Origin of the sequence: Natronosalvus halobius (assembly GCF_024138145.1) — an archaeon.
Taxonomy (GTDB): Archaea; Halobacteriota; Halobacteria; order Halobacteriales; family Natrialbaceae; genus Natronosalvus; species Natronosalvus halobius.
In genome coordinates, this window is the sequence record NZ_CP099997.1 from 1,826,252 (window position 1) to 1,844,824 (window position 18,573).

The following is an 18,573-nucleotide window of genomic DNA, read 5'->3' on the forward strand; positions in this document are numbered from 1 at the left end:
TCACACGGACGACGGCCGCCTCACGACGCCGTCACCCACCCGATGCCACGACCCACACATCGTCTCCCACCCGCTGCCACGACCCACACATCGTCTCCATCCACTATCACGACTCTCATACAATGAGTTCACGCACGCTGAATCACATCGTCCGCGGCTTCAAGGCTATGCTCGTCGCTCGAGCGATTTACATGGGCTCGAGCGCGCTGTTGATGGTCGTTCTGGCGCGATTCCTCCTCGATCCCGACGGCTACGGAACGCTGTTCTGGGCGATCGGCGTGCTGAGCGTCGTCCAGTTGATCGCCGGCGGGGGCCTCGGGAAGTCTGCGGCACGTTACCTCGCCGAGTATCGAGAGAAGGATCCCGGCCAGATCCCTCGCGTCCTGGAGTTGACCGTCGCCGTGCAGGTGCTCTGTATTGCGGTCGTCTCGATCATCCTGCTCTTTGGTCACGATCAGATCGCCGCGGTACTCGGTGATGGGGCCGTCGCGCCGTTTCTCGCCGCCGGAGCCGTCTACGTCCTGGCCATGTCGTTTCACGGCCTCGCCATCATTACCTTCCAGGGGTTCAACATGCTCAGGTACAGCGCCGCCGTCCAGGCGATCGGCGGCGTCTCGCGGCTCCTGTTCGCCGTGGCGTTCGTCGTCGCCGGCTTCGGCGCACTCGGGGCCTTCTTCGGCTACGTCGTCGGCTACGCCATCGCCGCCGTCTTCGGGATTACCGTCCTCTACCTCCAGTGTTATCGCCCCTTCGAGCGAGCGTCGTCGTTCGAACCGGGGCTCCCCCGCCGGGTGCTCGAGTACAGCGTCCCCCTCACCGCGACCCGAGGGGCGAACGTCATCGACAAACAGATCGACATCGTCCTCGTTGGATTCTTCCTCAACCCGGTGGCCGTCGCCTTTTACACCCTCGCGAAGCAGGTCGTCGACTTCGTCCTCGCGCCCGCGGATTCACTCGGGTTCACCATCTCGCCCAACTTCGGCGAACAGAAGGCGTCGGGAGACCTCGAGTACGCCCGAACGCTCTACGAGACGGCGCTGACGAATACGCTGTTGCTCTACGTGCCCGCGGCCGTCGGCCTGGCCATCGTCGCCGAGCCGTTCGTGACCCTCGTCTTCGGCGGTGATTACGCCGGGGCCGTCCCCGTGTTGCAGGTGCTCTGCGTCTTCGTCGTCCTGCAGGCGATCACGAACCTCACGAGCGATAGCCTCGATTACCTCGGACGCGCCCGCGCTCGAGCGATGGCCAAAGGCGGGACCGCCCTGGCCAACTTCGGGCTCAACGTCGTTCTGATCCCGACCATCGGCGTCGTCGGTGCGGCCATCGCGACGATCACTACCCACTCGATCTACGTCGGTGTAAACCTCTACGTCGTCCACACCGAACTCTCCCTGCGCCTCGAGGAACTCGCGGCGACGGTCGGGAAAATCGTCGCCATCACCGGCGTGATGGGGCTGCTGGTCGTCGTCCTCGCGCCCTTCATCTCGAGCCTGGGCATGCTCTTCGCGAGCATCTCCGTCGGCGTGGTCGTCTGGGCCGGGCTCGCCTTCGCCAGCGGGTTGATCGATCCGCAGGACGTGCGGACGGTGCTGGGCTCGGGGAGCGACGTCTAACTAGGCGACTCGGCCTCGAGCGCCCGCATCGCGAGCCAGCAGTTCGTCAACGGGTGGTAGCCCGGCTCGACCGCCGGCCCACGGTCCGAATCGTCGCGTTCGTGGACGCGCGTGAGTCGTCCATACCAGTTGCCGTACTTCGGATTGATCAGGTGCTCACGCGAGTACGTCCAGAGGCGATCGTACCACTCGGCATACTCGGCGTCGAACCGGCTCAACAGCGCGCTCGCGCCGATCGCCTCGGTGTGCACCCAGCCGTACTTGTCCGCGACGATCGGCTCGCCGTCGTCCTGGACCGTGTAGTAGAGTCCGCCGTGCTCGTCGTCCCAGCCGAGGTCGACCGCGGCGTCGAAGCAGTCGCGGGCGCGCTCGAGGAGCCACCCCTCCGACCGATGTTCCGCGAGCAACGCGAGCAACTTCGCCCACTCGGCATGGTGTCCCGGCTGGTAACCGGGGGGCCGGAACTGGTGGGTCGGCTGATCCTCGTTGTACGCGAGATCCGGTTTCCACTCTTCCGTGTAGTGCTCCCAGAGCAGGCCGTCGGTCGAACTCGTCACTTCCCTGATAAACCGATCGGCGACGGTGTACGCCCGCTCGAGGAACCGCTCCTCGTCGGTAGCCTCGTAGGCCGCGAGAAGCGCCTCGCAGGCGTGCATGTTCGCGTTCTGGCCGCGGTAGGGCGACAGCGAATCCCAGTCGGGCGTTGCTCGGTCAGTGTACAACCCGTGCTCGGGCTCGTAGAACCGCTCCTCGAGCACGTCGAACGCGCGCTCGAGTTCCGCACGGCCGCCGGCGATGCCGGCCTGGTGAGCCCGCGCCCCGGCGAGCAGGACGAACGCATGTCCGTAACAGTAGCGGGTGCGGTCGGTCAGCTCGCGGCCGTCGAGCACCCAGTCGTATCCCTGGCGCTCGTCGTCCCAGTGGACCGTTGAGAGGAACCGGAGGCCGTGTTCGGCGGCGTAGCGACACCAGTCGGGCCCGTCCTCGAGAACGCCGAGGCTAAAGTTGTGGACGCCGCGAGCCGTGGCGACGAGGTGTCTCGTCCTCGCGTCGTAGACGTAGCCGTCCCGCTCGTCGACCTGGGCAGCGTACCCGCCAATTTTGGTGTCGATCATCACTGGGTAGTAGAACTGCAAGATGTCCCGGAACTGATGGCGAAGCCCGGCCCGAGTCCGGTAGACGTTCATGGCGATGCCTACCGGACACGGCAACATAGTGATTCGGTCCAACAACTTATTCTCGAACGACCACCGTCTCGGCCATCATATCCCCGAGGCGCTGGTTGTCTTCTGACGAGATAATGAGGAGGATAGCAACGATGACCGCCAATAGCGTACCTGCGCCGATGATCTTCGTAATATTCCGTATGACGGCATCCCCAGTTGAACACTGCTCGCCGTGTCGGTTGACCACTCGCAGACCAATAGCCATCTTTCCGCCCGTTGCACCCCACCTGGCTTCAGTCCCGACATAGTACACGGCACTTCCAACGAGCCCAACGAAACCTCCCAGAGCCTCCGTCGATTCCGGGGATGCTGGTTGGAGGAGGAATATCAGTGGTAGTAAGACTGCAAGTAGAAGCACGAATATAATGATACCATCGAGAAGCAACGCAAGGCCGCGCTCGAGAACCCCAGCATAATTATGGCGTTTTCGATTCATGAGCGAATGTCAAAATAGTTCTGTAAATAACTGTTGAATTTCCTGGGCGATGTTTAGATGAACACCGAAAGGAGAGGCAGAGCGTTTTCTGCATGCCTGAGTCGGAAAACGCTAGTCCCACCGGATCGATAGCCATCTCGAAGTGGATTTTGTGGAACGAGAAGCGACACCAGAGTTACTGATGGAACTCGGTATTCAACTCCATCTCGCGAGATTCTCGCATTCGAATACGATCTCTCTATATCCGAACAGTATCCGAACCCCCTCCCTCTCGTCGCCTCATCCGCTGGGTTTTTGCGCCTCCTCGTCGGCGTTCGCGTATGGAATTTGGCGTGTTATCGACGGCCGGAATCGCCTAAAAGGCGCTGCTGCCGGCGATCGACTCGAACGAACACCGCGTCGGCGCCATCGCCTCCCGCGACGCCGGCCGAGCCGAATCGGTCGCCGAGGAGTACGGCATCCCGCGGTCGTACGGCTCGTACGACGACCTGCTCGCCGATTCGGACCTGGACGCGGTGTACGTCCCCCTGCCCAACGCGCTGTACGAGAGTGCCGCACTCGAGGCGCCAGTGGCCGTGGAGGAAGTCCGAGGGCTGGGAAACGAAAAACGATAACAGGCCTGACTCGAAACACCGTTGAAAGGAACGCCGGATCGAAGCAAAACGTCAGTCAGACCGCGTACCCTTCGTTTCGCAGCGCGAGCTCGACCGCTTCGTTGAACTCCTTTCGCAGCTCGTCTGCGAACCCCTCGATCCGTTTGTCGGATTTGGCCAGCTCGAGGCGGCGTTCGTCGCCGCCCTCATCGACGTCGACGAGGCGGTACGATTGGGTGAATTTTCGGCTATCGTTCCCATACGCGGTCACGGTCACGAGTTGCTCGTCCGACCGTCCGCCGTCCCGATCCGCCGTGCGGGGTTCCCCAACGTTTACTCGTTCGAAATCGGTGAGGTTCGTAGAGAGACTGCCGATCGCGAGTTTCTGTTCGAGCGACTCCCGATCCCATTCGCGCCGCTCGTCCGTCTCTCGATCCGTCCCGATGACCGTCTCCGGTCCGATCGTATCTACCGTCCACTTTCTGAGCGAGTCGGATGCGAGTTCTTCTTCCGTTCGCGAGCGGGTGTCTCCTTCCTGAATTACGTCGCCCTCCTCGACGCGGATGTAGCGCGGGTTCGCGGCTGGTACGTCGATAAAAACCTCGCCGGATTCCGTGCTAACCAGCGCTTCCACTCCCTCGATGGTACGGGATGCCAGATTTCGTTCGCTGACGTTAGACATGGTTTACGGTCACACACGTAATTGGCTTCAGATCTATCTAAGACTGCCGCCAAATTCATAATAAAATCGGAATAAAGACCGCTAATTGCGCATTTATTTCGGATTATACCGCATATTTACCGGCTGCGTACGGACTTCGAAGCGATTGACGGTGGACGAGCGAAGCCCGGTGGGGGATCGGTTTCAGGCCACGTGCGGAAACCGCAGTCCCAAGCGCCACTGACGGAGAGGGACGATCTGCTCGAGTCAGCAATCAGGCCTTACTACAGAAAGTATAGTTTGGGGTGGACGTTCGTCATTGCCGTACGGCCACTGCGTCGAACGCCACAGTAGCGGCCTCTCGGGCTACTGGTCGGCTGCATCGTCCACGATGGTGCGAACGACCTCGAGTTCGTCCTCGATGATCGTGTGGCCCATTCCCTCGTAAATTCGTTCGGTGACGTCTGCTCCGAGTCCCTCGTAGACCTCGACGGACTCGTGCACCCGCTCGAGCGGGATGTGGGGATCCTGGTCGCTACACCCGAAGAACGCGGGCGTGCCCTCGAGCGAGCCATCGTACTCCCGCGGGGTTCCCTCGGGTCCGATCAGCCCGCCAGAGAAGGCGACGACGCCGCCGTACTCGCGGGCGTTCCGGGCGGCGAACTCGCTGGCGAGACAGCCCCCCTGTGAGAAGCCAGCCAGGATCGTCCGCTCGACCGGGATCGACTCGTTTACGGTCTCGAGCGTCGACTCGAGCAGGGCGAGCGCCGAGGTCAGGTACGGCTCGTTGGATTCGATCGGGGCGAGAAACGACTGCGGGTACCAGGTTCCGCGGGCGGCCTGGGGTGCGAGGTAGGCCACATCGTCGCGGTCGAACTGGGCGGCCATCTCGAGCATGCCCGAGGCGCGGGCGCCGCGACCGTGGACGAGGATCATCGCGGCACTGGCGTCCTCGAGGTCGGCACCGGCGCGCTCGACGGGTTGGTCGCCGTGCGGGTCGTCGCCGGCGTTCGGGGTCGACGTTCCACTCATAGGTTCACGAAGGGCCTCGAGCGTGAAAGGCGTTCTCGAGGCGGCGAACTGGGGCGCACTCGAGCGCACCATCGGACGGGCGTCCTCGAAGTCGCATCGCGAGACGGACCCCGTCGATCAGAACAGCGACAGCTCGCCCGTCACCCGGTCGACCAGGTCCTCGTCACCAGGGCCGACGGCCAGCGTCGTCACCGTTCCGGGCTCGAGCTGGGTGTGGCCTGCGTCCCGAACGACCGCGTTCGGCAGTCCCTCCTGGTCGGCGATCGCCGCGAGTTCGTGGAGTTCGCGCTCGCTCGAGCCCTTCAGCACGATCTTCTTCTGGCCGCCGTTCTTCCAGCGCCGGCGCGATCGATCGTCGGCCTTCTCGTAGGCCGACAACGAGGCGTGTGCCACCTGTGCGGCGAGTTTTCCCGTTCCCATACCGATGTCCGTTCGGGCGACGATCGCCTGTTTCATGCAGACGACGAGGTGGACGACCGGTAAAATGTCCGCGGTTACGCTCGAGTTACAGACTGGCGACTGCGACACCTATTTGCGCACGGACTCGATACGATGGACCATGAACGTGACGCGACGACGCTTCGCCGCGCTCGCCGCCGGATCGGCGCTCGCCGGTGCTGGCTGTCTCGGTGGCGGTGATGCGGAGAGCGACGGGAACGGAAACGGCGAGGAAAACGGCAATGGCGGCGGTAACGGTGGCGGCAACGGCAACGGATCCGACGTCAACGAGGACGACCTGCTCGAGATACCCGTCATCGGCGACCCGGACGCGGACGTCACGGTCACCGTCTTCGAGGACTTCGGCTGCGGGCACTGCGCCCTCTATCACACGGAGATATTCCCGGACATCAAGGAAGCGTACGTCGACGCAGAGCAGATTCGCTACGAACACCGGGACTTTCCCATCCCCGTCCAGGAGGAGTGGTCCTACGCCGTCGCGAGCGCGGCCCGCTCGGTCCAGGACCAGGAGGGTGACGAGGCATTCTTCGAGTTCACCGGCGAAATCTTCACCCACTGGGATGACGGGTACTCCTACGACCTCATCGAACAGGTCGCGAGCGACTTGGGCTTCGACGCCGAGCAGGTTCGAGCGGACGCCGAGGACGTGACCTACCGGGACGGCCTCGAAGCCGAGCGCGCCCACGGGATGGAGCTAGGCATCGAGGGAACACCCTGGATCGTCGTCGACGGCGAGCGAGTGGAGCCCGACACGGCGGCGATCGTCGGGGCAATCGACGAAGCGCTCGCGAACGACTGAGGCTCGACCGCGACAGAGACGTGGCTCCGGCAATCATCGCCACCGCGCCACCACCAGCACGGCCACGAAAGCGCCCGTGGATCCGAACCAGACCGCCAGCGGATCCGAACCATTTACCACGCCGCACGCGAGTTCCCGCACATGATCCTCTCGGACGCGGACATCCTCGACCGACTCGAGGCGGGCGACCTCGTAGTCGAGCCGATAGACGACTACGACCTGCAGATCCAGCCGGCGAGCGTCGACCTCCGGCTAGGGAGTCGATTCCTCGAATTCCAGCGCACGAACATCCCCTGCATTCACCCGAACGAAGAACGCGAGGTCGACGACTACGTCACCGAGACCGTCGTCGAGGACGGTGAGGACTTCATCCTCCACCCCGGCGACTTCGTGCTAGGGACGACCCACGAGCGCGTCGAGATTCCGGCGGACCTGATCGCCCACGTCGAGGGGCGTTCGTCCCTTGGACGCCTCGCCGTGGTGGTACACGCCACGGCCGGCCTGTGCGACCCGGGGTATCGAGGCCAGATCACCCTCGAGCTTTCGAACCTCGGGAGTGCCCCGGTCGCCCTCTCGCCGGGGATGCGGATCTCACAGCTCACCTTCACGGAGCTGAAGACGCCAGCGGATCGACCCTACGGAAGCGAACGCGGTTCGAAGTACCAGGACCAGGACGGCCCGCAGGCCTCCCGAATCCAGCGCGACGACGAGTTCGGCGGCGATCAGCTCGACCGTCGCGAGGAGTGAACCGCCTCGAGGTCAAGCGCCGAGGCTTCTTCCCGTAAACCAGTCGCGCGCCTCGAGCGACGGGAGTCCCGAGCCGCGAGAAGTACGTCCAGGACGATCCCCACAGTTATTGTACGCGGTCCCCTACGTCCGGGCAGATGAAATTCGTCGAAGAGATCGTCGTCGAGGAGTTCCTGCCGACGATCCGCTCACAGCTCGCGGGAGAGCTTCGCGAGCGAGGATTGACCCAGAGCGAGGTCGCCGAGGTCCTCGGGATCAGCCAGAGCGCCGTCTCGAAGTACGCCCACGGCGACGTCGCCACGAACGACCGCATCGCCGACGACGACCGCGTCCAGGAACTCGTGACGCGACTCGGCGAGGGACTCTCGAGCGGTGATATGTCGCCGGTCCAGGCGCTCGTCGAGATCGAAGTGCTCGTGCGCGACCTCGAGAGTCCCGGCGACCTGCTGGCGACGCTCCACGAGACGTCCGTCCCGCAACTGGCCGAACACGACGCGAGCTTTCGCGTTCACGACCCCGAGAGTGCCGTCCGTTCGAGCGAGCGGGTTCGGTCCTCGCTCCGACGCGGGCTGCGTATCCTCGAGAACGCGAGCGGCTTCGCCGGCCTGATTCCGGCGGTGGGGTCGAACCTCGTCGCTTGCGTCCCCGACGCCGAGGACGTCGACGACGTGGCGGGCGTCCCCGGGCGGATCTTCGACGTAAAGGGGCGGGCGACGGTCCCTGGAGAGCCCGAGTTCGGCGTCTCCGAGCACGTGGCCACAGTGCTCCTTGCCGCGCGACGTCACGGCAGCGACGCGGCGGCCGCGGTGAACGTCCGGTACGATCCCGCGCTCCTGGACGCGCTGGCCGAGCGCGGCCACGACCTCGCGGAGTTCGACGAATCGGGCGATGTCGCCTCGAGCGTCGGGGCGGCCATCGAGGAGACGCCGGAGGCGACCGTCCTCTACCAGACCGGCGGCGAGGGCATCGAACCCCTCACCTACGTGCTGGGTCCGGACGCGGAGGCGGTTGCGAGGACGATCCGAGAGCTGGTCTGAATGGCAGACGAGGATGCACAGGCGTTCTACAGCCGCTGGGCGCGTCTGTACGACCTGCTGGCCACGCGAACGCCCGGCATCGTCACCCTCAGGCGTCAGGCCGCCCTCGCCTGTCGGCTCGAACCGGGCGACACCGTGGTCGAGATGGGGTGTGGAACGGGTGCCAACCTGACCTACCTTCGCGAGCAGGTCGGCCCCAGGGGGACCGTCATCGGGCTCGACTTCACCCGGGGTGTACTCGAGCGAGCGCGCGTAGCGACGGCCGAGTACGACAACGTCCACGTCGTCCGGGCGGACGCGACCCAGCCGCCGATTCCCGACGAGGACGGGGTCGACGCGATCCTCGCCACCTTCGTCGTCGGCATGCTCGACGAGCCGGCTCGAGCGGTCGACCAGTGGTGTGACGCGCTCGCGCCAGGAGGCCACCTCGTCCTCGTCAACGCCGGTCGGAGCAGGCGCTGGTACGCTCCGCCCGTCAACGCGCTCTTCGGGATCGTCGTCGCCCTGTCGACCCCGCCGACGACGCGGCTTCGCTACGATCGCGACCTCTCGGGACAGCTCGACCGAAAGGTTCGAGACGCCCACGATCGGCTCCGCGCGCAGTCGGGTGCGGTCGCCCACGAGACGTACACCGGCGGCGTCGTGCGGTTGACTGGCGGGCGAATCGACTGATCTGGCTCTCGTCGGGTACTGTCGAGTCGAGCGTCTCTCGAGCGAGCTTTCAGCCCTCGAACCCCTCGTACTCGACGATTCGCTGGCGCATCGAATCCGGTATCGGGATCGACGATCGGGTTTCGGCGTCGACGCACACGAGGGTCGTCTCCGCGATCGCCGCACGAGTCCCGTCGGCGTAGATCTCGTAGCCCATCGTCCAGCTCGAGGTGCCCAGATTCGTCGTTCCCGTCGCGACGACGACGTCCTGGCCCATCGTGATCGATCGCTCGTAGTCAATCTCGAGGTTGGCAACGACGAATCCGTAGTCCTCGGCCGCGAGGTCGGCGACGGCCTCGAGGTACGCGGCCCGGGCCGACTCGAGGTAGGTGACGTAGACGGCGTTGTTGACGTGGTTGAAGGGGTCGAGATCACGGTAACGGATCGGGACGTCGACGATGAACGGGAGGTCGGTCGCGAGATCGGTCATTGGCGGTGACTCGTGCGCCGGCGATTTGTGCGCGTCGATTGGCGCGTGAACCCCCACGAACTTCCGTTAGAGTCAAACCGACCGGCGGAAAAGTACCGGACATGAGCGAACAGGAAACGCGATCGATCCGGTGTCTCGTGGCGAAGGTCGGCCTGGACGGCCACGACCGCGGGGCCCACGTCATCGCTCGAGCGTTCCGCGACGCCGGCTTCGAGGTCATTTACTCCGGACTGCACAAGGCGCCCGCCGAAATCGTCCAGGCGGCCGTCCAGGAGGACGTCGACGTCCTCGGCATCTCGATCCTCTCGGGAGCCCACAAGACGCTGGTCCCGAAGATCATGGACGGCCTCGAGGAGTACGACGCCGCCGAGGACACCCTCGTCCTGGTCGGTGGCGTGATCCCCGAGGAGGACAAGGCAGCGCTGCAAGCGGAGGGCGTCGCCGCCGTCTTCGGACCCGGCACCTCGATCGAGGAGACCGTCGAGTTCGTCCGCGAGAACGCCCCCGAGCGATGAGCGGCGACGACGACCTGTTAGAGGACCTCCTGGCCGGAAAGCATCGGGCGCTCGCGCGCGTCATCTCGAAGATCGAAAACCGGGCGCCGGGCTACCGCGAACTGGTTTCCGACCTGTACGCCCACACCGGCAACGCCGAAATCGTCGGCATCACGGGCAGTCCGGGCGCGGGCAAGTCCACGCTCGTGGACAAACTGGCCGAGACCTACCGCAATCGGGGCGAGACCGTCGGCGTAATCGCCATCGACCCCTCCTCGCCCTTTACCGGCGGAGCCGTGCTGGGTGACCGCATCCGCATGGCCTCGACGGTCGGCGACATGGACGTCTTCGTGCGCTCGATGAGCGCCCGGGGAACCCTCGGCGGGCTCTCGACGGCGACCGCCGACGCCGTCAAGGCGATGGACGCCTTCGGCAAGGACAAGATCATCATCGAGACCGTCGGTGCCGGACAGAACGAGATCGACATCGTTCGAACCGCGGATACAGTCGCCGTGCTCGTTCCACCGGGCTCCGGCGACTCCGTCCAGACGCTCAAGGCCGGCATCCTCGAGATCGCCGACGTCTTCGTCGTGAACAAGGCCGACCGGCCGGGCGCCGACCGGACGGTCCAGGAACTCCTCGAGATGATCGAACTGGGCGACGGGAGCAGCGGCTTCTCGAGTTCGGGAGGCGGGCACCACGGTGTGGACGCGATGGGTGAGGGTGACTCGAGCCCTCACTCGAGCGAGGGCAGCGGTAAGGGGGAACCAGACGAAGCAGACGAACCCGACACGTGGATCCCACCCGTCGTCGAAACCGTCGCCACCGACGGAACCGGCGTCGACGACCTGATCGAGGATCTGGAACACCACCGCCACTACCTCGAGCGCTCCGGGACCCTCGCCGAGCGCACCCGTCGACGCTACGGCGAGGAGATCCGAACCCTGCTCCGGGAGGACGTCCACGACCTGCTCCAGGACGAACTCGAGCGCGCCGGCGGCGTCGACGCGCTCGCGGAGGCGGTCCGGACAGGCGAGACCGACCCGTACACGATCGCCGACGAGGCGCTCGCTCCGCTCGAGCGGTGTCTCGAGGAGCTGGAGGGCGAGCGCCTCGAGTCGGTCTCGCGGTAGGTCGCCCACCCACTGTTGATTGTGAGCGCGCGTGGAAGGATTCTAGTAGATGGCTCTCCGAGCGGAGCATATGACCGCGGACGACGGTGACGCCGACGGTGAACTGTCGACTGAGGCCGAGCGAAACGCCGACGCCGAGCAAAACGCCGACACCGAACAGATGGACGGCCTCGAGGTGACGGGCTGTACGCGCTGTAGCGACCTGGTCGAGTCGCGCAGTCAGATCGTCAACGGAGCGGGGCCCGAGGACGCCGACCTCCTGTTCATCGGGGAGGGACCCGGTGCGACCGAGGACCGCGAAGGGGAACCGTTCGTCGGGAGGAGCGGGTCGGTTCTCGACGACCACCTCCGGGACGTGGGCCTCCACCGGGAGGACGTCCGCATCACGAACTGCGTGCGCTGTCGGCCACCCGAGAACCGGGACCCGACGAAGGCGGAACTCGCGAACTGTCGGGGCTACCTCGAGATTGAAATCGCCCGACTCGACCCAGAGGTGATCGTCACGCTCGGCAAGGTGCCGAGCGAACACCTGCTCGAGCGGTCGGTCGCGGTGACGAAAGAAGCCGGAACCGTCGAGGACGCCCGCATCGGCGACACCGCGAGACGCGTCCTGATCTGTCTCCACCCGGCCGCGACGCTGTACGACCGGAGCCAGACCGATACGTTCGCAGAAACGCTCGAGACGGCGGCGGAGTTGGCGGGGCTCGACGACGGTGGCGAGGGTGGCCAGTCGCGCCTCGACGGGTTCGACTAGCCGTATCGACCAGTGGACGCTGACGGTTACGTTCACTCCCACTCTCGCTCCCACTCCCACTTCCACTCTCGCTCCCACTCCCACTTCCACTCTCGCTCCCACTCCCACTCTCGCTCGAGGCCTGGGCGGTGATTCACGTATGCGTGAAAACTACTCGTATTTCGTTCGGACGGGTCACATTTTGTCCGAACGAGCAATACCGAAAACCGACGGAATTTTTCGATAATCGTTTGTTTAATAATAGCAGTCAAGAGCCAAAATGTCGGATAAACTCGGCCGGTTTGTGTACAAAGCGCGTCTCAATTGGAATCCCGATGGATGAGTATGTAGACGACATAGAAACTCCTAAATGGTGGCGTTCATAGTGTCATCCATGTCCGATAAGACACGGTGGACAAACAAGCGGCGAACGTTCCTCAAAGGTGCAGGTGTGACGGCGACGGCGGGGCTGGCGGGTTGTCTGGGAGATCTCACGGGTGACGGTGGAGACGACGGCGAGGTTCGGATGGTGCTGAACCCCGCTGAAGGCGACGTCGACATGATGAAACAGTACCAGCCGCTGTTCGACTACCTCGAGGACGAGACCGGGGCCACGATCGACGCGACCGAAACGAGCAGTTACACGGCGACGGTCGACGCGATTCGGAACGACCAGGCGGAAATCGCAGACATCTCGCCAACGGGCGTGATCGCGGCACCCGACTCCATGGACGTCCTGGGTATCCGCATTGCCTACGGTGCAGAACAGTACTTCTCGCTGATCGCGACGACGCCGGACAGCGAAATCGAAGAACTGGCTGACCTCCAGGGCACCGACGTGTCGCTCAGTGACCCGCTCTCGGTCTCCGGGAGCCTCTTCCCACTGTACATGCTCTCGGAAGCCGGACTCGACGTCGGGAACGCGCCCGACGGCAGTCCCGAGGACTTCAGCACGCGTCACTCGGACCACTCGACCGCTCGAGACGAACTCCTCCAGCAGGACGAGGTCATGGCCGCCGGCGCAGGCGCGTTCGTGCTCGCGCCGCACATCCCCGAGGACCAGTTCTCGGATCAATTCCTGGAGACCTCGGCCGAGGCCGACGGTGTGGGTAGTGCAGACGAGGAACTGCGACTCCTCTCCGAATCCGACCCCATCCCACGAGCGCCGATCGTCGCCCGTTCGAACTGGGACTCCTCGCTGAAGGGCGACATCGAGGAGGCGTTGCTGAACGCGACCGAGGAGGATCTCATCGACGAGGACTCCGACGAGCAACTTTGGTTCACCGGCGTGAAGGAAGGATCGGTCGAGGACTACGACCCAATCAAGAACGTCATGGACGCACTCGGTCTCGAGTTCGCCGATCTCGCCGACGCGTAACGCTCGGATCAATCCAAACGATTCTTACAGTATACTCCACAACACCATTCAATGTCATATATCAGTGTCGAGGGGGTGAGCAAACGATTTGGCGATACGCAGGCGTTGAAAGACGTCTCGTTCGAGGTCCCACAGGGCGAGTTCGTCGTGGTACTCGGAGCGTCAGGATCGGGAAAATCTACCCTTCTGCGGTGTATGAACGGGCTGACGAAGCCCACATCCGGGACGATCACGATAAACGATACCGACATCACGGAACCGCACCCGGAGATCGCGATGATCTTCCAGCAGCACAACATCATCGGGCAGATGAGCGCCTACTCGAACGCACTCACCGGAACGTTACAGCGAAGCGGCGTGCTCGAGAGTGTGCTCCAGTCTCACGACCGGGAGGATAAACTCGAGGCGCTACAGGCCCTCGAGACCGTCGGATTGCTCGACGAGGCGGGCCAGCGAGCGAACCAGATGAGCGGGGGGCAGCAACAGCGCGTCGGGATCGCTCGAGCGCTGGTGCAAAAGCCGATGACGCTACTCGCGGACGAACCCGTCGCCAGCCTCGACCCCGGGAGCGCACAGAAAGTGATGACCTACCTCCTACGAGCGGCGGAGAATCGCCAGTTGACGACCGTCGTAAGCTTACATCAGGTGAACCTCGCCCGCCAGTTCGGCGAGCGATTCATCGGCCTGAAACACGGTGAAGTCGTCTTCGACGGCTACGCAGAAGACTTCGACCTCGACGTGATCGACCGAATCTACGATTCACCCTCGGTCGACGGAACCGATCTGGGTGATCTCATCGACGACGAAACGGAGGCGACCGCACAGTGAGCCAACAGACGTTCTCGCCGGAGGTAAAGCAGCGCTACAAGGAAATTCGACGTGCACGTCGAATCCGGGCCGTAATCGGCGGACTCCTCTTTCTGGCCGTCATGGCGCTCTTCTATCGCGCGCTAATCGCCGTCGAGATGACCGTCGCCCAGTACATACGCTACGGGCCGCAGTTCCTCGGGGCGCTCGAGCAGTACTTCCCGGTCACGACCGTCAACGGCGTCCCGGTTCTCGACGTGGGCCAGTACTGGGAGTTCATCATCGATCGGAATCTCTTCGGGCAGGCGGGAATTACCCTCGCGATGGGCTTTGCAGGGACGATCATGGGCTTCCCGCTCGCGCTGCTGTTCAGCGTCCTTGGATCCGGACGGGTCACGCCGTTCCCGTTCAACTTCCTCTTCCGGGGGGTCATGTCCTCGATTCGAGCCATCCCAGCACTCGTCTGGGCGCTGATCTACGTTCCGCTCGGCGGCGTGACGCCGTTCACCGCGACACTCGCGATCGCTACCGACACGATCGGGAATCTGGGTCGCCTGTTCACGGACGAACTGGAGGAGATCGAATCGGGGCCGATCGAGGCGATCCAGACGACCGGTGCAGGGCGCATTCAGGTGATCGTCTTTGGGATGCTCTCGCAGGTGACCACGCCGTTCATCGCGTGGACGCTCTACATCCTCGAGATCAACATTCGAATCGCGGTTAGTCTGGGAATCATCGGCGGTGGCGGGATCGGCTACACCCTGGCCGTCCAGCAGCGCCTGTTCGAGTACACGAACATGATGGCGACGATCCTCGTAATCCTGGTGCTGATCATCTCCGTAGAGATGTTCAGCCAGCGCGTTCGGTCCTACATCCGCGCCGAAGAGGAGCCGATGGGACTGTGGGAACTGCTAAAGGGCTTCCCCAGGCGGATGGCCGAGTCACTCGCGAAGTAAGCGGCTTCACTCCCCCTCCGCGGCCGTTCTTTCTCGAAGGGCAACGCACTTGCTCGCTCGTCGCCGACACGTACGTATGACCAAGAGCACGCTATCGTCCCCAGCGGAGAGCGAGGAGACCCTCGCCGACGTCGCCATCGTCGACTACGGCCTGGGCAACCTCCGGAGCGTCACTCGCGGCCTCGAGCGCGCGGGCGCCGCCGTCGAAATCACCGACGACCCGGCCGACTTCGAGGACGCCGATGGCGTCGTTCTTCCCGGTGTCGGCGCGTTCCGCGAAGGCGTCGAGAACGCCGATCCGCTCCGGGATGACCTCCTGGCGGTCGCCGAGCGCGGCCAGCCGCTCTTCGGGATCTGTCTCGGTATGCAGATGCTCCTGACATCGAGCGAAGAGGGCGAGACCGACGGCGAGTCGGCCGTCACCGGCCTGGACCTGATCTCCGGAACCAACGTCCGCTTCGCCGAGGGCCAGAAGATCCCCCACATGGGCTGGAACGAACTCGCGGTCGAACGAGAGCATCCGCTCGTCGAGGGCGTCGACGGGCGCTACGCCTACTTCGTTCACTCCTACTACGCCGTCCCCGACGACGAATCGGCGACGGTGGCGACCACCGACTACGAGCGACGGTTCCCCTCGATCGTCGCGAACGAGGCGGGCAACGTCTTCGGGACCCAGTTCCACCCGGAGAAGAGCGGCGAGACGGGGCTCCAGATCCTGCGGAACTTCGTCGGGATTTGTACGAATCACAGGTGAGGACGTCCATGAGAATCGCAGGTGAGGACGTCCATGAGAATCACGGGTGAGGACGTCCAGGACGAGGTCATCCAGGTCCAGGACGAGGTCGTCGAGGCCACGAGGTCGGGAGCGACGACCGATTCCACGCGTGCTCCATCTCGTCGTCTTGGCAGGTGACTTCTGGTAGTCGACGCAGTGCTCGCGGCCGCGCTCGAGATGTGTCGTTTCGGCGGTCACGTCTCCGGTATCAGGCGCTTTTCCACAAACGTCGGCCGGCGAACGACGGCATCGAGCGTGGATTGGTATGCCGGGCTAAGATTCACTTGCGTCGACGGTGTAGCTCCCGTTCCAATGGTCGACACAGGAGACGGCGGGAATCAGACGGGCGATCTGACCGAACGAGCGCTCGAGTCGAACGCGCCGCTCGACGGCGGGTCGACGGTCGAACGAGCGCTATCGCTGGCCAGACGCGGCGCGAGCGACGGATCGCTCACGATGGCGACCGGCGCCGTGGTCCTCTGGCGAGGGCTCCGATCGATTCGACGGGGTCGAGTGCGCGGCGTCATCCCGACCGCCATCGGCATCGCGGCCGTCGGCGCCGGCGTCAAGCGACGCCGTGCGAGCACCGGGGAATCAGACAAATCCACGTCAGACGAGGCCCACGCAGCAGCACAACGGGGAGATCAGGGTCGCGAAACCGGGCTCGATGCCTCGAGCGACGCGTTCGACTGGCAAGACGACGAGACGTCGTCACTCGAGCCGGCCGTCGACGACGAATCGGCCGCAGAAACCCCGGCAGCGGGCGATCCACGGCTAGACGATGACGATACCGAGGAAGCAGACCTCTCGGATACCGCAGTCGCGGACGAAGTGAGCGAGGCGACCGGTCCATCGGCCGAACAGGCACAACCGACGATGTCGATCGATAGCGAGGTCGACCCCGAAGCCGGCGGGCCGAGACCCGGTGTCCTGGACGGCGACGATTCGAACGAGGAAGCCGACACGGATGAATACAGCGGGGGCGACGCGAAACGCCAGGACGAGAGCGACCGGGACGAGTCGCAGGCGGACGACGAGGGCGATGTCGATGGCAGCGATGCGGGTGACGGCGTCGGGCAGGAGGAGTGACGTCTCGGTTCCTCGGTCCCCGCTCTCGAGCACAGCGCCAGGTCGACTCGGGCGACGGCGAACGAACGGCGAGTCGCTTCGCTCGAGACGCCCTCTCGAGCCTCGCTGGCAGCACCCGTGGTTACTCCCCCAGGCGGGGATCGAGACGGTCGGGCAGCGGCCAGGCTGCGGCGAGGTTCCCGTCCCGAACGAGCACGACGAGTCGGTCGCGCTCCTGGACGGTCGGGAGGCGATCACGAGGCACGACGAGTTGATCGACGGTTCGCCCGCCCTCCTCGAGCAGGATGACTACGTGTTCGCCGTCGACGATTCGGTCGACGGTCGCAACGAACGTTTCGAACGGGAGCCCCGAATTCGAGGTGGGAGCCGTTGGCTGGGTGCGCGATGCCGGAGCGTCGGCGGGCCCGTCCTGTGAGGGGGCTCCGTCGCCGCTCCCGCTAACGATTCCCGCAGTAGTGCCCATGGCGAGGCCGGCAATCGTTCCGAGTACGGTACGGCGAGTTCGAGTGGGCTGTCGAGCCATGGACGGTCTGGCCGCCCGATCGTATATAAACTCGAGGCGCACGACGGAGGCGCGAAACCGACTCGAGGGACGGCCGACCACTTGCCGCTTCCCCGACACTCGAGTACTCGGCGCTCGTCCGGTTCCGTATGAGCGAGACACCCGTCCCACAACCCGGCTTCGGAACGTCTGGTCACGAAGGAGAGACCTGCACCGAGAGCGTCGTACGAGCGCTCGAGGCCGGCTACCGCCACGTCGACACCGCCCAGATGTACGACAACGAGGCTGCAGTCGGGGCCGCGCTCGAGCGAAGCGACGTCGACCGCGAGGACGTGTTCCTGGCGACGAAGGTCCACCCCTCGAACCTCGCACACGACGACGTCCTCGAGACCACCGAGGAGAGCCTCGATCGACTCGGAGTCGATTCGATCGACCTGCTGTACGTCCACTGGCCGACCGACGCCTACGACCCCGCAGAGACGTTGCCCGCGATGGACGAGGTTCGCGAGCGCGGGCTGACGCGCAATGTCGGCGTGAGTAACTTCACCGTCGAGTTGCTCGAAGAGGCTCGAGAGATCCTCGACTCACCCATCGTGGCCAACCAGGTCGAACTGCACCCGTTCCTCCAGCAGGACGACCTGGTCGAGTACGGACGCGAGCACGACCTAACGACGGTGGCCTACTGTCCGATCGCGAAGGGCAACGTCGCCGGGAACGACGCGCTCGAGGCGATCGCCGACGCTCACGACGCCACGCCCGTCCAGGTGACGCTCGCGTGGCACTACGCCCGTGAGGGCGTGGTCCCCATCCCGAAGGCGACCGGCGACCACGTCGAGGAGAACTACGCGGCGCTCGACGTGGCGTTGAGCGACGACGAACTGGATCGCATCGCCGAACTCGACCGTGGCGAGCGACTGGTCGATCCGGACGCGGCCGCGTGGAATCGCTGATCGAGGACTGTT

General features: G+C 64.5%; 23 protein-coding genes and 1 pseudogene. 17 read left to right on the forward strand and 7 right to left on the reverse strand.

Features of this window, described 5'->3' with window-relative positions; translation table 11 throughout:
* Positions 1-122: 122 nt before the first annotated feature.
* The gene (locus tag NGM15_RS08970) at positions 123-1,613 is read left to right on the forward strand and encodes a flippase (RefSeq protein WP_253429729.1); all 1,491 of its coding nucleotides are present in this window, start codon (positions 123-125) and stop codon (positions 1,611-1,613) included.
* Here NGM15_RS08970 and NGM15_RS08975 read toward each other — a convergent pair.
* Positions 1,610-2,800, reverse strand: a complete 1,191-nt coding sequence (locus NGM15_RS08975; RefSeq protein ID WP_253429732.1) for an AGE family epimerase/isomerase — start codon at positions 2,798-2,800, stop codon at positions 1,610-1,612. The two genes, NGM15_RS08970 and NGM15_RS08975, sit on opposite strands and share 4 nt — an antisense overlap.
* A 46-nt stretch (positions 2,801-2,846) precedes the next feature.
* Positions 2,847-3,275, reverse strand: a complete 429-nt coding sequence (locus NGM15_RS08980) for an RDD family protein (protein ID WP_253429735.1) — start codon at positions 3,273-3,275, stop codon at positions 2,847-2,849.
* A gap of 92 nt (positions 3,276-3,367) precedes the next feature.
* Here NGM15_RS08980 and NGM15_RS08985 point away from each other — a divergent pair.
* Positions 3,368-3,516 (forward strand): annotated as a pseudogene (locus NGM15_RS08985) (IS6 family transposase); the annotation flags it as partial.
* 136 nt (positions 3,517-3,652) lie between these two features.
* Positions 3,653-3,889, forward strand: a complete 237-nt coding sequence (locus NGM15_RS08990; protein ID WP_305882008.1) for a Gfo/Idh/MocA family oxidoreductase — start codon at positions 3,653-3,655, stop codon at positions 3,887-3,889.
* Between the two features lie 55 nt (positions 3,890-3,944).
* On the opposite strand, the gene NGM15_RS08995 is transcribed toward NGM15_RS08990, so the two are convergent.
* From NGM15_RS08995 to pth2, 3 genes are all read right to left on the reverse strand, one after another.
* Complete coding sequence (locus tag NGM15_RS08995) at positions 3,945-4,550, reverse strand: hypothetical protein (RefSeq protein ID WP_253429738.1); 606 nt, start codon at positions 4,548-4,550, stop codon at positions 3,945-3,947.
* Positions 4,551-4,895: 345 nt separating this feature from the next.
* Positions 4,896-5,561 (reverse strand): alpha/beta hydrolase, encoded by a 666-nt coding sequence (locus NGM15_RS09000; protein ID WP_253429741.1) that lies wholly within the window; start codon positions 5,559-5,561, stop codon positions 4,896-4,898.
* Positions 5,562-5,678: 117 nt separating this feature from the next.
* Entirely contained in the window at positions 5,679-6,017 is a 339-nt protein-coding gene (gene pth2 / locus NGM15_RS09005) for a peptidyl-tRNA hydrolase Pth2 (protein WP_253437995.1), read from the reverse strand.
* A 103-nt stretch (positions 6,018-6,120) separates the two neighbouring features.
* Here pth2 and NGM15_RS09010 point away from each other — a divergent pair, with 103 nt between their 5' ends.
* The 4 genes from NGM15_RS09010 (at position 6,121) to NGM15_RS09025 (ending at position 9,275) form a co-directional block, all read left to right on the forward strand.
* Positions 6,121-6,819 carry a thioredoxin domain-containing protein gene (locus NGM15_RS09010; RefSeq protein ID WP_253429744.1) on the forward strand — a complete coding sequence of 233 codons (699 nt, stop codon included), beginning with the start codon at positions 6,121-6,123 and terminating at the stop codon, positions 6,817-6,819.
* A gap of 141 nt (positions 6,820-6,960) precedes the next feature.
* Positions 6,961-7,566: a dCTP deaminase gene (gene dcd / locus NGM15_RS09015; RefSeq protein ID WP_253429747.1), complete on the forward strand. Its 606-nt coding sequence runs from the start codon at positions 6,961-6,963 to the stop codon at positions 7,564-7,566.
* A gap of 137 nt (positions 7,567-7,703) precedes the next feature.
* The gene (locus NGM15_RS09020) at positions 7,704-8,603 is read left to right on the forward strand and encodes a thiamine-phosphate synthase family protein (RefSeq protein WP_253429750.1); all 900 of its coding nucleotides are present in this window, start codon (positions 7,704-7,706) and stop codon (positions 8,601-8,603) included.
* On the forward strand, positions 8,604-9,275 hold the full coding sequence (locus NGM15_RS09025; RefSeq protein ID WP_253429753.1) for a class I SAM-dependent methyltransferase: 672 nt from the start codon (positions 8,604-8,606) through the stop codon (positions 9,273-9,275).
* 49 nt (positions 9,276-9,324) lie between these two features.
* Here the strand turns inward: NGM15_RS09025 and NGM15_RS09030 are convergent, their stop codons facing one another.
* The gene (locus tag NGM15_RS09030) at positions 9,325-9,744 is read right to left on the reverse strand and encodes an acyl-CoA thioesterase (protein WP_253429756.1); all 420 of its coding nucleotides are present in this window, start codon (positions 9,742-9,744) and stop codon (positions 9,325-9,327) included.
* A 101-nt stretch (positions 9,745-9,845) separates the two neighbouring features.
* Here NGM15_RS09030 and NGM15_RS09035 point away from each other — a divergent pair, with 101 nt between their 5' ends.
* The 9 genes from NGM15_RS09035 (at position 9,846) to NGM15_RS09070 (ending at position 17,109) form a co-directional block, all read left to right on the forward strand.
* Entirely contained in the window at positions 9,846-10,259 is a 414-nt protein-coding gene (locus NGM15_RS09035) for a cobalamin B12-binding domain-containing protein (protein WP_253429758.1), read from the forward strand.
* Complete coding sequence (gene meaB / locus NGM15_RS09040; protein WP_253429761.1) at positions 10,256-11,371, forward strand: methylmalonyl Co-A mutase-associated GTPase MeaB; 1,116 nt, start codon at positions 10,256-10,258, stop codon at positions 11,369-11,371. Before NGM15_RS09035 ends, meaB begins: the two co-directional genes overlap by 4 nt.
* A gap of 160 nt (positions 11,372-11,531) precedes the next feature.
* Positions 11,532-12,125, forward strand: a complete 594-nt coding sequence (locus NGM15_RS09045) for a uracil-DNA glycosylase (protein WP_253437998.1) — start codon at positions 11,532-11,534, stop codon at positions 12,123-12,125.
* Between the two features lie 373 nt (positions 12,126-12,498).
* The gene (locus tag NGM15_RS09050) at positions 12,499-13,482 is read left to right on the forward strand and encodes a substrate-binding domain-containing protein (protein WP_253429764.1); all 984 of its coding nucleotides are present in this window, start codon (positions 12,499-12,501) and stop codon (positions 13,480-13,482) included.
* Positions 13,483-13,533: 51 nt separating this feature from the next.
* Positions 13,534-14,310, forward strand: coding sequence for a phosphonate ABC transporter ATP-binding protein (phnC, locus tag NGM15_RS09055; protein WP_253429766.1), 777 nt, complete (start codon positions 13,534-13,536; stop codon positions 14,308-14,310).
* A complete protein-coding gene (phnE, locus tag NGM15_RS09060; RefSeq protein ID WP_253429769.1) occupies positions 14,307-15,245 on the forward strand; it encodes a phosphonate ABC transporter, permease protein PhnE in 939 nt (312 codons plus the stop codon). The genes phnC and phnE overlap by 4 nt, the downstream gene beginning before the upstream one ends.
* Positions 15,246-15,321: 76 nt before the next feature.
* On the forward strand, positions 15,322-15,999 hold the full coding sequence (gene hisH, locus NGM15_RS09065; protein ID WP_253429771.1) for an imidazole glycerol phosphate synthase subunit HisH: 678 nt from the start codon (positions 15,322-15,324) through the stop codon (positions 15,997-15,999).
* A 33-nt stretch (positions 16,000-16,032) separates the two neighbouring features.
* Positions 16,033-16,158 (forward strand): hypothetical protein, encoded by a 126-nt coding sequence (locus tag NGM15_RS18705; protein WP_256498839.1) that lies wholly within the window; start codon positions 16,033-16,035, stop codon positions 16,156-16,158.
* Positions 16,159-16,332: 174 nt separating this feature from the next.
* The gene (locus NGM15_RS09070) at positions 16,333-17,109 is read left to right on the forward strand and encodes an MSCRAMM family adhesin SdrC (protein WP_253429774.1); all 777 of its coding nucleotides are present in this window, start codon (positions 16,333-16,335) and stop codon (positions 17,107-17,109) included.
* A 121-nt stretch (positions 17,110-17,230) separates the two neighbouring features.
* Here NGM15_RS09070 and NGM15_RS09075 read toward each other — a convergent pair whose 3' ends face one another.
* On the reverse strand, positions 17,231-17,632 hold the full coding sequence (locus NGM15_RS09075; RefSeq protein WP_253429777.1) for a DUF3006 domain-containing protein: 402 nt from the start codon (positions 17,630-17,632) through the stop codon (positions 17,231-17,233).
* A gap of 128 nt (positions 17,633-17,760) precedes the next feature.
* Between NGM15_RS09075 and NGM15_RS09080 the strand changes: the two genes are divergently transcribed.
* Complete coding sequence (locus NGM15_RS09080; protein ID WP_253429779.1) at positions 17,761-18,561, forward strand: aldo/keto reductase; 801 nt, start codon at positions 17,761-17,763, stop codon at positions 18,559-18,561.
* The last annotated feature ends 12 nt before the right edge of the window (positions 18,562-18,573 follow it).

Coding starts and splice junctions, on each gene's coding strand:
- NGM15_RS18705 (WP_256498839.1), top strand. CDS start 16,033: ATGAGAATCACGGGTGAGGACGTCCAGGACGAGGTCATCCAGGTCCAG.
- NGM15_RS09035 (WP_253429758.1), top strand. CDS start 9,846: ATGAGCGAACAGGAAACGCGATCGATCCGGTGTCTCGTGGCGAAGGTC.
- NGM15_RS09070 (WP_253429774.1), top strand. CDS start 16,333: ATGGTCGACACAGGAGACGGCGGGAATCAGACGGGCGATCTGACCGAA.
- hisH (WP_253429771.1), top strand. CDS start 15,322: ATGACCAAGAGCACGCTATCGTCCCCAGCGGAGAGCGAGGAGACCCTC.
- NGM15_RS09030 (WP_253429756.1), bottom strand. CDS start 9,744: ATGACCGATCTCGCGACCGACCTCCCGTTCATCGTCGACGTCCCGATC.
- NGM15_RS09050 (WP_253429764.1), top strand. CDS start 12,499: ATGTCCGATAAGACACGGTGGACAAACAAGCGGCGAACGTTCCTCAAA.
- NGM15_RS08980 (WP_253429735.1), bottom strand. CDS start 3,275: ATGAATCGAAAACGCCATAATTATGCTGGGGTTCTCGAGCGCGGCCTT.
- NGM15_RS08975 (WP_253429732.1), bottom strand. CDS start 2,800: ATGAACGTCTACCGGACTCGGGCCGGGCTTCGCCATCAGTTCCGGGAC.
- NGM15_RS08970 (WP_253429729.1), top strand. CDS start 123: ATGAGTTCACGCACGCTGAATCACATCGTCCGCGGCTTCAAGGCTATG.
- NGM15_RS09045 (WP_253437998.1), top strand. CDS start 11,532: ATGGACGGCCTCGAGGTGACGGGCTGTACGCGCTGTAGCGACCTGGTC.
- NGM15_RS09080 (WP_253429779.1), top strand. CDS start 17,761: ATGAGCGAGACACCCGTCCCACAACCCGGCTTCGGAACGTCTGGTCAC.
- pth2 (WP_253437995.1), bottom strand. CDS start 6,017: ATGAAACAGGCGATCGTCGCCCGAACGGACATCGGTATGGGAACGGGA.
- NGM15_RS09020 (WP_253429750.1), top strand. CDS start 7,704: ATGAAATTCGTCGAAGAGATCGTCGTCGAGGAGTTCCTGCCGACGATC.
- dcd (WP_253429747.1), top strand. CDS start 6,961: ATGATCCTCTCGGACGCGGACATCCTCGACCGACTCGAGGCGGGCGAC.
- phnC (WP_253429766.1), top strand. CDS start 13,534: ATGTCATATATCAGTGTCGAGGGGGTGAGCAAACGATTTGGCGATACG.
- NGM15_RS09025 (WP_253429753.1), top strand. CDS start 8,604: ATGGCAGACGAGGATGCACAGGCGTTCTACAGCCGCTGGGCGCGTCTG.
- meaB (WP_253429761.1), top strand. CDS start 10,256: ATGAGCGGCGACGACGACCTGTTAGAGGACCTCCTGGCCGGAAAGCAT.
- NGM15_RS09000 (WP_253429741.1), bottom strand. CDS start 5,561: ATGAGTGGAACGTCGACCCCGAACGCCGGCGACGACCCGCACGGCGAC.
- NGM15_RS08995 (WP_253429738.1), bottom strand. CDS start 4,550: ATGTCTAACGTCAGCGAACGAAATCTGGCATCCCGTACCATCGAGGGA.
- NGM15_RS09010 (WP_253429744.1), top strand. CDS start 6,121: ATGAACGTGACGCGACGACGCTTCGCCGCGCTCGCCGCCGGATCGGCG.
- NGM15_RS09075 (WP_253429777.1), bottom strand. CDS start 17,632: ATGGCTCGACAGCCCACTCGAACTCGCCGTACCGTACTCGGAACGATT.